We start from the raw sequence: 14,513 nt of genomic DNA, 5'->3' as shown, positions 1-14,513 counted from the left end.
CTGGCCTGAATTAAAGCCTCAGGATGCTCCGCGCGATCTCGTCGGCGTCGCGCAGCGTCCGCTGTCCGCTGGTGTAGGCCTGGCCGGTTGCCGGTTTGGCCTCGGCAGCGATGGCGGTCCCCCACTGGGTTGCCGACAGCTGAAGGCCCAGCACGTACAAGCCCTCGGTTACCGAGCCGTTCGCGGCCACGGGCCGGTAAGGATGTGGTTCCACATCCAGGCCGGTGGTCTGGACCGGCGTCCCCTCGACGCTCATCATGATCTTGGTTCGCACCAGGCCGTCCTCCATGAGCTGTTCCAGCAACGGGGAGACGTTGATACCCACCCGGTTGGCGGGTGACATCGCTTCAATCAGGGTCCTCGCCTGCACGGGCGCATCCCGCACCCAAGGCGAAAAGGCCCGGAAGACTTTGGCGTTGCGGTCCACGCTGAATTTCGGGTCCGGTCCCACGAAACTCACGACGCCGGCACGCGCCAGGGCAGCCAGCTGCTCCGAACGAAGTGCGGGAGGCCCGCTGGCCAGTCCCTCGACGAAGGATTCGAACCAGCCGCGCAGCTCCGCCACCCACGACTCATCCGTGATTCCACCGTCCGCCACCACGGTCTTGAGGATCGCACGGCCCGTATGGAGTGCGCCGATCGCCATCTTCACAGGATCGGCTTCGCCGAGTTCCGAACGCAGGGCATCATCATCCAGGTAATCGGTGATGGCCTTGTCCAACTCGCGGCGGGAAGTGAAGGTCCGGCCCGCCAACGGGGCGGCGAGCGCCCGAAGGTTTAGCCGGCGCGAAGCCACCACGTGTTTTTCGACCAGCGCCCCCACTTCGGTTTCCCAGTTGCCCGTGGCGTGCGCATGCGGCTGCAGCGCGTCCTCCAGGTCGGCCAGGAATTGGGCGGAGTCCCGGATCGCGGCCGGTTGGGACCGTGCCAATGTTGCGTAGTACGCCCACAACGCGTCCCGGTGCAGGAGCGGCCACAGATCATGGTCGAAGCCGGGCTGGATCCCCGCAGCCCGGAAGCGGTCGACGGCGGCTTCCGTCAGGTAGCGGAGGGTGATGCTCGTGGCGTAGTAGCCGGACAGCCCGGCTTTGGCCCGGTACGGGGTGCCTCGCCTGGACGCTGCGATGATCCTCGGTTCGCGGCCGGACGCACGGTACTCCAGGGCGCCGGTACCCGGGGCGACGGCGTCCACGAATTTGCCGCCCCGGCCCTCGGTCAGCTGCCCCATGACGTCGAAGAAGTTCAACCCCATTCCCCGGACCAGCACGGGTTCGTTGTCCGGCACTGTGGACCAGTCCACGTCGGCCGGAGGCGCCGGAGGGAAGTACAGAAGTCCGTGTTCTACGGCGGCCACCTGGAAGGAGCGCTGCTCGGGGTTCAGGCGGGCCTCGATGTGGCCAAGGGCGAGCACCACCGAATCGACGGTGAGGGTACCGCCGTCGGCCAGTTCGACGTCGAACGCCTTACCTGCCGGGCGGGCCGCCACCGCCGACGTTTCATGGAAGGTGACGTCCACGCCGTCGGGCACCCGCTGGAGCAGCTCAGCCAGTGTCTGCTGCAGGTAGCGCCCGTACAGGGCGCGGCTCGGGAAGTTGTCGGACTCCAGCGCGGACAGCTCGGCCTTCTCGGCGTCGCTGAGTCCCTGGCCATCACGACGCCGGGTCACGCGCCATTCGTCGAACGAACCGCCCGCCAGAGGCGGGGCAAGCTCCGGTTCCTGGGGAATCAAGGTGGGATAGAACGACTGCGTGTTCATCAGGTACAGCCGGGACTGCCCGGGCTGCCATACGTGCCCCGAACCGGCCGGATACGGATCAATGACGTGGATGTGGAGCGTGCTCCCGCCGTTCCCTGCCGCCGCCCGGTTCGCGAGCAACCGCTCAAGGACGCTGGTACCCCTGGGACCAGCCCCGACAAGGGCAACACGGTTGGTTTGGGAAGTAGCCACGCTCAAGCTTAACTTCTGCATGACTTGCTTCCCTTTTACTTGTGTTGCTTGGATGGGGCGATGACCACCACAGCAGCTGATCAATCGCCCTTGCCCGAAGAACGCGAGCAGCCAGAGCCCCGCCACGCCGACGTCGCACCGGAGCCAACGGATGAGTTTGTCTGGTTGGAGGACATCCACGGCGAAGAACAGCTGGCGTGGGTCCGTGAACAAAACGCCCGTACCGAGGAACTTCTGGAAGACGCCGGATACGCGGCGGTGGAAGCGGGCATCCTGGAGGTCCTGGACTCCACCGACCGCATCGCCATGGTGAACAAGCGGGGGGGCTTCTACTACAACTTCTGGAAGGACCGGGAGCACCCCAAGGGCCTGTGGCGCCGCACCACATGGGAGAGCTACCTCTCCGACGCGCCGGACTGGGACGTGCTGCTGGATGTGGACGCCTTGGCAGCCTCCGAAGGTATCGAGTGGGTGTTCCATGGGGCAGGCTTCCTTCGCCCGTCCGACGGTTCCGACTACCGGCTCGCCATGGTCTCCCTCTCCCCCGACGGCGGCGACGCCAACCGGTACCGCGAATTCGACCTCGCCACCAGGACGTTCGTGGACCTGGCCGACGGAGGCTTTGACCTACCCACCGCGAAGGGCCATGTCAGCTGGCTCGATGCAGACACTCTCCTGGTCTCCAGCACCGCCGACGGACTACCCGCAACATCCTCTTCCTACGCCCGAACCGCGGTGAAGCTGCGCCGCGGCGAATCCCTGGCATCAGCGGAACAGATCTTCGAGATCCCCGAAGACCATATGTTGGCCATGGTCGCCCACGACTCCACGCCAGGATTTGAGCGCACTTTCGCCGTGGACTACATCGACTTCTACAACCAGCGGACGTCGCTGCTCCGTGACGGCTCCTGGACTGAAATCGATGTGCCGACGGACGTCAACATCAGCGCGCACCGCGAATGGCTGATGTTCCGGCCCCGGCACGACTGGTCCGTGGCCGGCGTCCAATACCCCGCCGGCTCCCTCCTCGCGGCAGGCCTTGAAGAGTGGCTGGCCGGCACACGCGACGTGGTGGTGCTGTTCACGCCCGATGCCCACACGTCCCTGCAGTCCTGGAGCTGGACCAGGGACTACCTGCTGCTGAACCTGCTGCGGGACGTCTCCTCCGAGATCCGGGTGCTGGACCCCTCAAAACCTGACGAGTCCGGCTCCTGGGCATGGAGCACCCTGGACGCCTGTCCCCCGCTCCATGACGTCAACGCCTATGCAGTGGACGACGAGGACGAATCCGGCGCCGGAAACGACTACTGGTTGGTGGCCACAGGTTTCACTACTCCCACGACCCTCACGCGCGGCTCACTCGGACCTGCCGGGAGCCACCACGAAGAGGTGAAGCGTTCGCCGTCGTTCTTCAACGAGGCCGGGTACGACGTCCAACAGCACTTCGCTGTTTCGGCCGACGGCACCCGCATCCCTTACTTCCAGGTCGCCTCCAAAGACCTGGTCCTGGACGGTCAGAACCCCACGCAGCTCTCCGGCTACGGCGGGTTCGAGGTCTCCCGCACCCCTGCCTACAGCGGAACGATCGGCAGGGCATGGCTTGAACGCCGCACCACAGGGGAGGACGCCCACGTCCGCGGCGGGGTGTACGTGGTGGCCAACATCCGCGGCGGAGGCGAATACGGACCGTCCTGGCACCACGCGGCCCTCCGGGAAAACCGGCACCGCGCTTACGAGGACTTCGCAGCGGTTGCACAGGACCTGATCTCGCGGGGAGTCACCAGCCGGAAACGCCTGGGGTGCGTGGGCGGTTCCAACGGCGGGCTGCTGGTGGGCAACATGCTCACGCAGTACCCCGAGCTGTTCGGGGCGATCTCCTGCGGGGTGCCGCTGCTGGACATGCGCCGATACACGAAGCTGTCCGCCGGATACTCCTGGATTGCCGAATACGGAGACCCGGATGTCCCCGGGCAGTGGGAATTCATCCGCACGTTCTCCCCGTACCACTTGCTCCGTGACGGAGTGGAATACCCGGAGACGTTCATCTGGACTGCGACCTCGGACGACCGGGTGGGTCCCGTCCAGGCCCGGAAGATGGCCGCCCGGATGCAGGCCATGGGCATCCCCAACGTCTGGTTCCACGAAGCCTTGGAGGGCGGGCACGCCGGAGCTTCGGACAACAGGCAAGCCGCCGCGCTGCAGGCCAGGAGCAACCACTTCCTCTGGCGGGCGTTGGCCGGGGGCGAGTAAGGCCCGGCCTTGGTTGACGGCTGTTTTGCACTGTGCCGCACGTTCTGCGTATCCTTGGTGGGCTAGCAATAGCAATTGGAGACGTGCCAGAGCGGCCGAATGGACTTCACTGCTAATGAAGGGTCGGGGTTAAACTCGACCGGGGGTTCAAATCCCCCCGTCTCCGCGAAGTGGTCCCGGTTTTCGAACCGGGACCTTTTGCGTTTAAACCCGGGGTTGCAGGACCCCCTTCAAGGGTTAGCGGCCACGACCGCCTGCACTGACCTCCGCACCGGCATCCCGGTGAAGCATCAGGCTGTCCACGGTACTCACGAGCATCAGTACTGCCATGGCCAGGAAGGCCCCCTTGTAGGCGGTATTACCCCCACCCAGGAATCCGGCGGTTTCGAACAACCGGAGGAACAGTGCTCCCAAGGCAATTCCGGCGCCGGCCGCCAACTGCACCAGCGTGGCGGAGATGGCGTTGGCCGACGGCAGTTGCTCAGGGACGATATCCGCGTACTGCACCGAGGCGTACGCCGAGAAGCCGATGGACCGGAAAGCGCCGCTGAGCAGCAGCAGGCCGAAAATTACCGGCTCCGGAGTTTCGGCCGACAGGAAGGCGCACAGGACAAACGTCACCGCCGAGGCGAAGGAGGCAAAGACCAGTACGGGCTTGAACCCGAACCGCCGGATGATGGGGGTGGTAGCCGGTTTGATGCCGATGTTGCCCACAAAGACCGCGGCCACCATGACACCGGCCTTCAGGGGGTCCCAACCGAATCCATCCTGGAACATCAACGGCAGCAGGAAGGGAACAGAGCTGATGGTGAGCCGGTAGATGAAGCCGCCCGTGGACGTGGCACGGAAAGTCCTCGTTCCGAAGACCCCAAGGTTGAACAGCGGGACTTTTACCCTGGTCATCCACCAGACCGCTCCGGCCAAGGAAAGGACGCCGCCGCCAACCACTACCGCAGCCACCCGCCCCGGTGCGTGGCCGCCCAACGTTTCAAGGCCTACCACCAGGGCACCCACGCCAAGCGTCGTCAGCAACAGTCCCAGCCAGTCAAGCCTGCGTTTATCCCCGACGGCGGTCCGGGGAACCAGGCGCAGTGCGGCGATGAATGCGGCCAGGCCCAGCGGGAGGTTGATGAGGAAGATCCAGTGCCAGGAGAGGAACGTCGTCAGCGCTCCGCCGACCATCGGGGCCAACACCGGTGCAAGAAGGCCCGGCCACACGAGGTAAGCGGTGGCACGGAGAAGCTCGGACTTCGGCGTTCCCCGGAGGACCACCAGCGTCCCGACCGGAACCATCATGGCCCCGCCCGCGCCTTGGGCCACCCTGCTGAGCGTGAGCATCGTCAGGTCCTGGCTCACCGCGCACAGCAGGGACGCGATGGTGAACACAGCAATGGCGAAGCAAAACACCCTCCGGGCGCCCATTCGTTCCGCCAGCCAGCTGCTCAACGGTATCCCCATGGCCACGGTCACCAGGTAGGCGGTCATGGTGATGTTGACATCAGCTGCGGGCACGCGGAAATCGGAGGCGATGCTCGGGATCGCGGTGGTCAGGACTGTTCCGTCCAGGAACTCCATGAAGAAGGTGGCCGCCACCAGCAACGCGAGCTTTGGCTGCCACGTGCTCTCACTTGGGGCTGCGACGTCGGTGCGGTTCGATTCTGTGCTCATGGCTCCGGTCCGGATCAAACGGTAGCCCGCACTGGGAAGCGGGCGTGTTTCATCGATCCTATAGACGGGATGTGGGAGCGATCACAACATGACACAACCTGGCCGGGCATGACACGGGTCCTGTAGCGGTACTGTCCGCAGCGTGGGGCGGCGGCCTATCCGGCCTGGGCCAGCGCCAGGGGAAGGACCGCCCCCGCACCTGCTTCGCGGAGGCATCGGCCGGCCACCGTCATGGTCCACCGACTGTCGATGAGATCGTCCACCAGGAGCACAGGCTGTCCTTGGGCGCCCACCAACGCCTGGCCAAGTTCTTCACCCACAGCAAACCGCTCCCATACTCCCGCCAGGCGGTAGGCACTGTTGCCGCCCCGGGTCCCAACAGGCCCGCCATGTTGGGGTTGCAGTGCACCCAAGTACGGCATGCGGCCGATACCTGCGATTCCCCGGGCCAGCGAGTCCACCAACTGTGGTTTGCTCCTGGAAGGAACACTCACAACGGCCACCGGACGGCCCGCTCCGCTCCACGCCGTACCGCCCTCGGCACCGGACCACTCCCGCAGCACCTGGACGCAGGCTTGGAGCATGGCGGGATCCACCTCGCGGTCCGGGGCGCCAGCGGCGAAGAGTTCACGCAGCGCTCCGCCCCAGCCGAGGTCGGTCAGGCGGGCCAGGACGCGCCCTTCTGCCACGGACTGGTCCGGCTTGATCTTACCCTTCACCGCCACACCCAGCCGGTCCATTCCGGACGGCCACTGCAGCCTCGGCTCCACCACAATTCCCGCCCGACGAAGCGTTTGCCCCGCAGCGTCCGCGGCGGCGTCGGCGATGTCCTTCGGGAACCACTGCCCGGCACAGTTGTCACAGCGGCCGCAAGGTGCCGCGGTTTCATCGTCCAGGACCGAGGTGATGTACTCCATGCGGCACCCCGAGGTGTCCTCATAGACGATCATCGACTCTTGCTCGTCCACGCGTGCCTCGGCAATGCGGGAGTAGCGATCAGCATCGTAGGCCCAAGGCTGCCCGGTTGCCTTCCAGCCACCTCCAACCCGTTCCACCGCTCCATCCACGGCGAGCACCTTGAGCAGCAGTTCCAGGGGCGTCCGGCGCAGGTCCACCCTCGCTTCCAAGGCCACAGTGGAAAGGGCGGAACCGGCTTCACCCAGAACGTCCAGGACGGCCTGTGCCTTCTCGGCCGAAGGCATCGAAGCGGTGGCGAAGTATTGCCAGATCTCGCGGTCCTCGGAGCCGGGAAGCAGCAGGACGTCGGCATTCGCAGCGCCACGTCCGGCGCGGCCCACCTGCTGGTAGTACGCGACAGGTGACGACGGCGCGCCGAGGTGGATGACGAAGCCGAGCTCGGGCTTGTCGAACCCCATGCCCAAGGCTGACGTCGCTACCAGCGCCTTGACTTGGTTGTCCTTCAACAATTGCTCCGCGCGTTCCCTGTCCGCGGGGTCGGTGCGTCCTGTGTAAGCCAGGACGTTGTGCCCCGCCTCGGCAAGCAGACGGGCGGTGTCCTCGGCGGCGGAAACGGTCAGGGTGTAGATAATCCCGCTGCCGGGCAGATCGTTCAGATGCGTGAGCAACCAGCCCAGGCGGTCCCGGGAGTCAGGGAGGTTAAGCACTCCCAACCGCAGGGATTCCCTGCCCAAGGGGCCGCGGATGGTCAGTACCCCTTCCCCGAGCTGCTCCTCGATGTCATGGACAACCCGCGAGTTCGCCGTTGCCGTGGTGGCCAGCACGGGGACGGTCTCAGGCAATTGCGTGATCAGGTCCGCGATGCGGCGGTAGTCCGGCCGGAAATCGTGGCCCCAGTCCGAAATACAGTGCGCTTCATCAACCACCAGCAGACCCGTCCGCCGGATCAACTCGGGGAGCTGGTTCTCCCGGAAGGAGGGGTTGGTCAGGCGTTCCGGAGACACCAGCAGGACATCAACCTCGTCCGCCGCCAGCTGGGCCAATACCGTGTCCCACTCCAATGCATTTGCCGAGTTGATGGCTACGGCCCGTACACCTGCCCGTGCCGCAGCGGCCACCTGGTCCCGCATGAGCGCCAGCAAAGGGGAAACAATCAAGGTTGGCCCCGCCCCGCGCCTGCGCAGCAACAGGGACGACACGAAATAGACGGCGGACTTCCCCCACCCGGTTCGCTGCACCACCAGGGCCCTGCGTCCTGCGTCCACCAGCGCTTCGATGGCCTCGAACTGGCCGTCATGGAACTCGGATTGCGGGTTGCCGACGAGCTCCCTGAGGCATTCAAGCGCCTGCTGGCGGGTAGGCGACTGCACAGGAAAAGCGACATTTTGGGGGAAGTTGGCCATGTCCCCAGTATTGCAGCAGGGCTTGACACCGATGACGGGCAGGAAGGGCTATGTGGACAACCGTTCTCCACATAGCCGGGAGGCGGTTCATGCCCATTTGCACCCTCACAGTAGGATTGAGCGCGTGACTAGCGAGCAGACTAAGACCTTTGACCTCTCGGCCTCTTTCAAGGCGTATGACGTCCGGGGCATCGTGGGGGAATCAATCACGGCCGAGATCGTAGAGGCCGTGGGTGCTGCATTTATCGACGTCCTTGGGTTGGAGGGTGAGACCGTCCTGGTTGGCGGGGACATGCGGCCTTCCTCGCCCGAGTTCAGCCAGGCGTTCGCCAAGGGCGCTGCCACCCGTGGCGCCAACGTGCAGTTGCTGGACCTTATTTCCACGGACGAGCTGTACTACGCCTGCGGCGCGCTTAATGCAGCCGGCGCCACGTTCACTGCCAGCCACAACCCGGCCGAGTACAACGGCATCAAGATGGCCAAGGCCGGAGCCCAGCCCATCTCTTCGGAGAGCGGTTTGAAGGAGATTCAGGCGCTGGCCGAGGAGTATCTGAACCAGGGCAGCATCCCGGCCGCCGCCACGCGTGGCCAGATCGGTGTGCGGGATGTCCTGAAGGACTATTCCGAGTACCTCCGCAAGCTCGTGGATCTTTCCGGTTCCCGGCCGTTGAAGGTCGTTGTCGACGCCGGCAACGGCATGGCGGGGTTGACCACCCCCGCGGTCCTGGGTGACAAAATCCTCCCGGGCCTGCCTTTTGAGATTATTCCGCTGTACTTCGAGCTTGATGGATCGTTCCCGAACCACCCGGCCAACCCGTTGGAGCCGGAGAACCTGCGTGATCTGCAGGCCGCCGTGGTCAAGCACGGTGCGGACATCGGTTTGGCTTTCGACGGCGATGCTGACCGGTGCTTCGTTGTTGACGAGAAGGGTGACCCGGTGTCTCCTTCGGCGATCACCGGCATGGTGGCCCGCCGTGAAATCGCCCGGGCAAAGGCCGCTGGGGAAGAGACTCCGGTGATCATCCACAACTTGCTCACGTCCAAGGCCGTGGCGGAACTCGTCGCTCTTGACGGCGGCCGTGCTGTCCGCACCCGGGTGGGCCATTCCTTCATCAAGGCCGTGATGGCTCAGGAAAGTGCCGTGTTCGGCGGGGAGCACTCCGCCCACTTCTACTTCCGGGATTTCTGGAATGCGGACACCGGCATGCTGGCTGCCATGCACGTCCTTGCCGCGTTGGGCGAGCAGGACGGTCCGCTCTCCGAACTCGGCCGCCAGTACGAGCCCTACGTTTCCTCCGGTGAAATCAACTCCGAGATCGAGGACAAAGCCGCAGCGGTAGAGCGCGTTCGGATCGATTTCGAGTCCGAGGACGTCGAGATCGACAACATGGACGGCAGCACATTTACCGCCAAGGACGGCAGCTGGTGGTTCAACCTGCGCCCGTCCAACACCGAGCCCTTCCTTCGCTTGAACGCCGAAGCGAAGGACCAGCCCACCATGGAAAAAATCCGCGACCGCGTCCTGGCCATCGTCAGGGCATAAGGGAGCCATCATATGAGCCACGAACCTCAAGCAGCGGGGAATGCGGCGGAGCAGGAACTCAGGGACACCTTGGGCACGGCCATAGGCACGGCCCAGGAACACCTCCTGCAGAACGGCGGCTTCCTCCCCTTCGGAATCACTTTGTCCAATGACGGTGAACTCAGGATCGTCCTGGTAACCCCGAATGAGCCGGACGAAGACGGCCACCTCGATGCTGAGCAGATGCTTGCCGACGTGCAGGAGCTCCTCAAGCAGGGGCGAAACGACTACCGCGCGGTAGCCGTTGCCTACGATGCCAGCCTGCCGGAACATGGTTGCGATGGAATCACCGGCGCGGCCGAACACAGGGACGGCACCGTACTTGCCGCGATAGTTCCCTATCATGTAACGGACGACGGGTTCACCTTTGAGCCCATGGAGCCGGACACCCACGAGCCGTCAGTCTGGGTGGACTAGACCCGCACTACCTTAGGTGAAGCGATGAAGATCAACGCGTTCGCAGATGTAAGCCTCCGCGCCATCATGGTGTTGGCAGCTGCGCCCGAGGGGACTTTGCTGACCACTCAGGCTGTGGCGAATGCCGTCGGCACCCCGTACAACCACGTGAGCAAAGCAATGGTCCGGCTCCGCGAACTCGGCCTTATCGACGTCGAACGTGGCAGGCTCGGCGGCTCCCGGCTCAACGCTGCCGGCCGCAAAGCAACCGTGGGGCAGCTCCTCCGCCACCTGGACAGCAGGCAGGACCCGGCGGAATGCCAATCCCCCAACGGCGACTGCCCGCTGCTGACCGAGTGTGGTTTGCGCCATGCCATGAAGCGGGCAAGGGAAGCCTTCTACAGCGAACTCGACACCGTGGTGATCGCATCCCTCCCCCACGCCCGCCAGATGAATCCGGTCTTCGCTACCATCGGCTTGCGTCCCCAGTTCGGCACGGATCCGTCACCCTCCCCCCTGCCCGCCGTCACCACGGCGTGAGACCTCCGGCGTAACGAACCCACTCGATTTGCACTTCTTTTCTACGAAGAGTAGAAATTGATCTAAATACAGGTATTTGAAATGCATGTATTGATCCGGTCCGGCGCAGGTGCACGGACCCCAACCCCAGGAGAACCATGCTCTCGGAAAAGTCCCGCCCCGTCATTGAAGCCACCCTTCCGCTGGTCGGATCAAGGATTGGCGAAATCACCGCTGATTTCTACAACCGCTTGTTCACAGCACACCCCGAACTCCTGGATGGTCTTTTCAGCCGATCGAACCAGCGCTCCGGCGAGCAGCAGAAGGCTTTGGCCGGGAGCATTGCCGCTTTCGCCACGCACTTGGTGAACAATCCCGGCACGCTGCCGGAAAAGGTCCTCTCCCGCATTGCGCACAAGCACGCTTCGTTGGGCATCGTCGAAGAGCAGTACGGCGTGGTTTACGAACACCTCTTCGCAGCCATTGCCGCCGACCTGGCCGATGTCATCACCCCTGAGATCGCAGAAGCATGGACCGAGGTGTACTGGCTCATGGCGGACGCCCTGATCAAGTTGGAGAAGGACCTCTACGCAGCGCAGGCCAACACCCGCATGTGGATGCCGTGGCGCGTCGTCAGCAAGGAAGCAGCAGGCAAGGATGCCATGACCTTCACGCTGGAACCGGCCGACGAAACTCCCGTCACGGAAGCTAAACCAGGACAGTACGTCAGCGTCAAGGTCACCCTTCCTGACGGCCTCCGCCAGGTGCGCCAATACTCGCTGTCCGGCGACGCCGGCACCAGCCGGATCTTCACCACCAAGCTCAACGACGGCGGTGAGGTCTCCACCGCCCTGCACACCGCCGTCGAACCCGGGGACATCCTGGAGATCTCCAATCCGTATGGCGAAATCACGCTCAAGGACGAGGCAGGCCCGGTGGTTCTCGCTTCGGCCGGCATCGGCTGCACGCCCACCGCTTCCATCCTGCGCTCCCTGGCAGATGCCGGCACTGACCGCGATGTGCTGGTGCTGCACGCCGAGCGTTCCATGGACAGCTGGGCCCTCAGCGGCCAGATGACCGCCGACGCCGCCAGGATCGATGCCGACCTGCAGCTGTGGCTTGAGACTCCGCAGCCCGGCGCCAAAGAAGGTTTCATGTCGCTTCGCGAAGTCGATCTTCCGGCAGATGCCTCGCTCTACCTGTGCGGCCCGCTGCCCTTCATGAAGAAGATCCGCGACGAGGCCATCGAAGCGGGCATCCCGGCAACGCGGATCCACTACGAGGTCTTCGGTCCGGACGTCTGGCTCGCCAACTAAGGCAAGGAACGACGGCGGCCTGTCACCTTTTGTACAAAAGGTGACAGGCCGTCGTCGTTCACTCAGGGACGCCATTGTCCCTAAGAGGTTCTGCACCTCCGGAGGTTCTTACCTCCGGAGGTTCCTGCTTCCCGAGGTCTAGGCCAGACGGCTCTTCAGGCCGTCCAGCTCGGACTTCAGCGCCGCCGGGAGCGATTCGCCGAAGTTGGCGAACCACTCTTCAATGGAGGCCAGCTCGGTGGTCCATTCGTCGGCATCCACACGGACGGCCGCCTCCACCTCTGCCGGGGTCATATCCAGGCCCTCGAGATCGATGGATTCACCGGTCGGCACGAAGCCGATGGGGGTCTCCACGGCGTCGGCCTTGCCTTCGAGCCGCTCGATGGCCCACTTGAGCACGCGTGCGTTGTCCCCGAAGCCAGGCCAGGCGAAGCCGCCCTCAGCCGTGCGGCGGAACCAGTTGACCAGGAAGATCTTGGGCAAGCGCTCGGGATTGGCTTTCGCTGACAGGTTCACCCAGTGGTTCAGGTAATCGCCAGCGTCGTAGCCGATGAACGGAAGCATCGCCATTGGATCGCGACGGACTACGCCCACGGCACCGGCCGCTGCAGCGGTGGTCTCCGAGGAGAGGGTGGCGCCCATGAAGATGCCGTTTGACCAGTCGCGGGCCTCGGTGACCAACGGGATGGTGGTCTTGCGGCGGCCACCGAACAGGATGGCGGAGAGTTCCACGCCCTCGGGGCTGAAGTACTCTTCGGCAAGCATGTCGATCTGGTCGATTGGGGTGCAGAAGCGGGAGTTCGGGTGCGCGGCCGGGGTCTCCGAGTCCGGAGTCCAGGAGTTGCCCTGCCAGTCGGTCAGGTGTGCCGGGGTTTCCTCGGTCATGCCTTCCCACCAGACTCCACCGTCGTCGGTCAGTGCGACGTTGGTGAAGATGCTGTTGCCCTTGGCAATGGCACGCATGGCGTTGGGGTTGGTACCCCAACCGGTACCCGGCGCAACGCCGAAAAGACCGGCTTCCGGGTTGACCGCGCGGAGCTCGCCTTCCTTGCCGAAGCGCATCCACGTGATGTCATCGCCCAGGGTCTCAACTTTCCAGCCCTTGATGGTGGGGTCCAGCAGGGCGAGGTTGGTCTTGCCGCAGGCGGAGGGGAAGGCCGCGGAGACGTAGTAGGTCTTCTGCTCGGGAGAGGTCAGCTTGAGGATGAGCATGTGCTCGGCCAGCCAGCCTTCGTCGCGGGCCATGACCGAGGCGATGCGCAGGGCGTAGCACTTCTTGCCCAGCAGGGCGTTTCCGCCGTAGCCGGAACCGAAGGACCAGATGGAGCGCTCTTCGGGGAAGTGGACGATCCACTTTTCCGGGTTGCACGGCCATGCGACGTCGGCCTGGCCGGGTTCCAGCGGTGCGCCGAGGGAGTGCAGCGCCGGTACGAAGAACGCGTCGGTCCGGGTGATGCGTTCCAGAACGTCGGTGCCGATGCGGGCCATGATGCGCATGGAAGCAACCACGTAGGCGGAGTCGGTGATCTCAACGCCGAACTTGGGGTCTTCAGCATCCAGGTGGCCCATGACGAAGGGAATGACGTACATGGTGCGGCCGCGCATGGAGCCGGCGAACAGTCCGCGCAGCTTCTGCTTCATCTCGGCCGGGGCCATCCAGTTGTTGGTGAAGCCTGCGTCGCGCTCGTTCTCGGAGCAGATAAAGGTCTGCTCCTCTACACGGGCAACGTCAGCGGGATCGGAAAAAGCTGCAAAGGAGTTCGGGAACGTCTCCGGGTTGAGCCGCTTCAGCGTGCCGGCCTCAACCAGCTCGTCTGTCAGCTTCTTGTTTTCTGCTTCGCTACCGTCAACCCAGTGGATGCGGTCCGGCTGAGTCAGTTCAGCTACTTCTTCGACCCAGGCCAGCAGGCGTGCATGCGTAGTAGGTGCCTTCTCAAGCAGCGGCAGTCGCGCCAGATCGCCCATTGCGGTTCCCTTCGTCGGGTTCGGTGGTGTGTCCTAAACGATAGGGGGCGCGGACCAGACCAATCCGTTGTCAGACATCGGACAAATGGGGGCCGCGCAAATGAAAACCGCGGAAAATCAAGGAATCCAGTCTCCGAATGGCTGATTTAAGTGACGAAGGTCACCTAGACCGGTCTAGTTAGGTAGATTACAGTCTGTCGATTTGGAACTTCACATGAACTTCTGTAAAGTTTATTGAGGTTCGAGGGGGTCAGAGAAATAGACCGCCGAGAATCACCAAGAATGCGCCCATAGCTCAGCTGGATAGAGCGTCTGTCTACGGAACAGAAGGTCAGGGGTTCGAATCCCTTTGGGCGCACAGATAAAGACCCGCACCGGTTCGCCGGTGCGGGTCTTTTGTTTCCCCTCCCCGCCCCCAACGCCCTTCCCAGGTTAGGGCCCCCCTTCCCAACTAAGTGGCAGCTGTGCGCGTTCAGACGGCCCTAAACGCGCGCTATTGCGACCTAGCGGTTCCGCGCCGTCGGCGCCCCATGGAGTGGGGAAAGTGT

At 64.2% G+C, this 14,513-nt stretch carries 9 protein-coding genes and 2 tRNA genes; 7 read left to right on the top strand and 4 right to left on the bottom strand.

Annotated elements, in window-relative coordinates; translation table 11 throughout:
- Nucleotides 1-10: 10 nt before the first annotated feature.
- A complete protein-coding gene (locus OCL88_RS16610) occupies nucleotides 11-1,948 on the bottom strand; it encodes an FAD/NAD(P)-binding protein (protein WP_264963233.1) in 1,938 nt (645 codons plus the stop codon).
- A gap of 60 nt (nucleotides 1,949-2,008) precedes the next feature.
- Here OCL88_RS16610 and OCL88_RS16605 point away from each other — a divergent pair, with 60 nt between their 5' ends.
- Both OCL88_RS16605 and OCL88_RS16600 read left to right on the top strand, forming a co-directional pair.
- Nucleotides 2,009-4,198 (top strand): prolyl oligopeptidase family serine peptidase, encoded by a 2,190-nt coding sequence (locus OCL88_RS16605; RefSeq protein ID WP_264963217.1) that lies wholly within the window; start codon nucleotides 2,009-2,011, stop codon nucleotides 4,196-4,198.
- A gap of 77 nt (nucleotides 4,199-4,275) precedes the next feature.
- Nucleotides 4,276-4,364, top strand: a tRNA-Ser gene (locus tag OCL88_RS16600).
- Nucleotides 4,365-4,435: 71 nt separating this feature from the next.
- On the opposite strand, the gene OCL88_RS16595 is transcribed toward OCL88_RS16600, so the two are convergent.
- The gene (locus OCL88_RS16595; protein ID WP_264963216.1) at nucleotides 4,436-5,866 is read right to left on the bottom strand and encodes an MFS transporter; all 1,431 of its coding nucleotides are present in this window, start codon (nucleotides 5,864-5,866) and stop codon (nucleotides 4,436-4,438) included.
- 155 nt (nucleotides 5,867-6,021) lie between these two features.
- Nucleotides 6,022-8,187 carry a RecQ family ATP-dependent DNA helicase gene (locus OCL88_RS16590; protein WP_264963215.1) on the bottom strand — a complete coding sequence of 722 codons (2,166 nt, stop codon included), beginning with the start codon at nucleotides 8,185-8,187 and terminating at the stop codon, nucleotides 6,022-6,024.
- Nucleotides 8,188-8,311: 124 nt separating this feature from the next.
- On the opposite strand from OCL88_RS16590, the gene OCL88_RS16585 reads away from it, so the two are divergent.
- The 4 genes from OCL88_RS16585 (at nucleotide 8,312) to OCL88_RS16570 (ending at nucleotide 12,000) form a co-directional block, all read left to right on the top strand.
- Nucleotides 8,312-9,730, top strand: a complete 1,419-nt coding sequence (locus OCL88_RS16585; protein WP_264963214.1) for a phosphomannomutase/phosphoglucomutase — start codon at nucleotides 8,312-8,314, stop codon at nucleotides 9,728-9,730.
- Nucleotides 9,731-9,742: 12 nt separating this feature from the next.
- A complete protein-coding gene (locus OCL88_RS16580) occupies nucleotides 9,743-10,186 on the top strand; it encodes a hypothetical protein (protein ID WP_021474535.1) in 444 nt (147 codons plus the stop codon).
- Between the two features lie 24 nt (nucleotides 10,187-10,210).
- Nucleotides 10,211-10,705 (top strand): RrF2 family transcriptional regulator, encoded by a 495-nt coding sequence (locus OCL88_RS16575; protein WP_264963213.1) that lies wholly within the window; start codon nucleotides 10,211-10,213, stop codon nucleotides 10,703-10,705.
- A 137-nt stretch (nucleotides 10,706-10,842) separates the two neighbouring features.
- Nucleotides 10,843-12,000 carry a globin domain-containing protein gene (locus OCL88_RS16570; RefSeq protein ID WP_264963212.1) on the top strand — a complete coding sequence of 386 codons (1,158 nt, stop codon included), beginning with the start codon at nucleotides 10,843-10,845 and terminating at the stop codon, nucleotides 11,998-12,000.
- Nucleotides 12,001-12,138: 138 nt separating this feature from the next.
- On the opposite strand, the gene OCL88_RS16565 is transcribed toward OCL88_RS16570, so the two are convergent.
- Nucleotides 12,139-13,965, bottom strand: a complete 1,827-nt coding sequence (locus tag OCL88_RS16565; protein ID WP_201434257.1) for a phosphoenolpyruvate carboxykinase (GTP) — start codon at nucleotides 13,963-13,965, stop codon at nucleotides 12,139-12,141.
- Between the two features lie 284 nt (nucleotides 13,966-14,249).
- On the opposite strand from OCL88_RS16565, the gene OCL88_RS16560 reads away from it, so the two are divergent.
- A tRNA-Arg gene (locus tag OCL88_RS16560) sits at nucleotides 14,250-14,323 on the top strand.
- Nucleotides 14,324-14,513: the final 190 nt, after the last annotated feature.

It is taken from the genome of Paenarthrobacter sp. PAE-2, assembly GCF_026013155.1.
GTDB classification, from domain to species: domain Bacteria; phylum Actinomycetota; class Actinomycetes; order Actinomycetales; family Micrococcaceae; genus Arthrobacter; species Arthrobacter ureafaciens.
This window is presented reverse-complemented; position numbering and strand designations above follow the sequence as displayed.

Coding starts and splice junctions, on each gene's coding strand:
- OCL88_RS16570 (WP_264963212.1), top strand. CDS start 10,843: ATGCTCTCGGAAAAGTCCCGCCCCGTCATTGAAGCCACCCTTCCGCTG.
- OCL88_RS16575 (WP_264963213.1), top strand. CDS start 10,211: ATGAAGATCAACGCGTTCGCAGATGTAAGCCTCCGCGCCATCATGGTG.
- OCL88_RS16595 (WP_264963216.1), bottom strand. CDS start 5,866: ATGAGCACAGAATCGAACCGCACCGACGTCGCAGCCCCAAGTGAGAGC.
- OCL88_RS16590 (WP_264963215.1), bottom strand. CDS start 8,187: ATGGCCAACTTCCCCCAAAATGTCGCTTTTCCTGTGCAGTCGCCTACC.
- OCL88_RS16565 (WP_201434257.1), bottom strand. CDS start 13,965: ATGGGCGATCTGGCGCGACTGCCGCTGCTTGAGAAGGCACCTACTACG.
- OCL88_RS16605 (WP_264963217.1), top strand. CDS start 2,009: ATGACCACCACAGCAGCTGATCAATCGCCCTTGCCCGAAGAACGCGAG.
- OCL88_RS16580 (WP_021474535.1), top strand. CDS start 9,743: ATGAGCCACGAACCTCAAGCAGCGGGGAATGCGGCGGAGCAGGAACTC.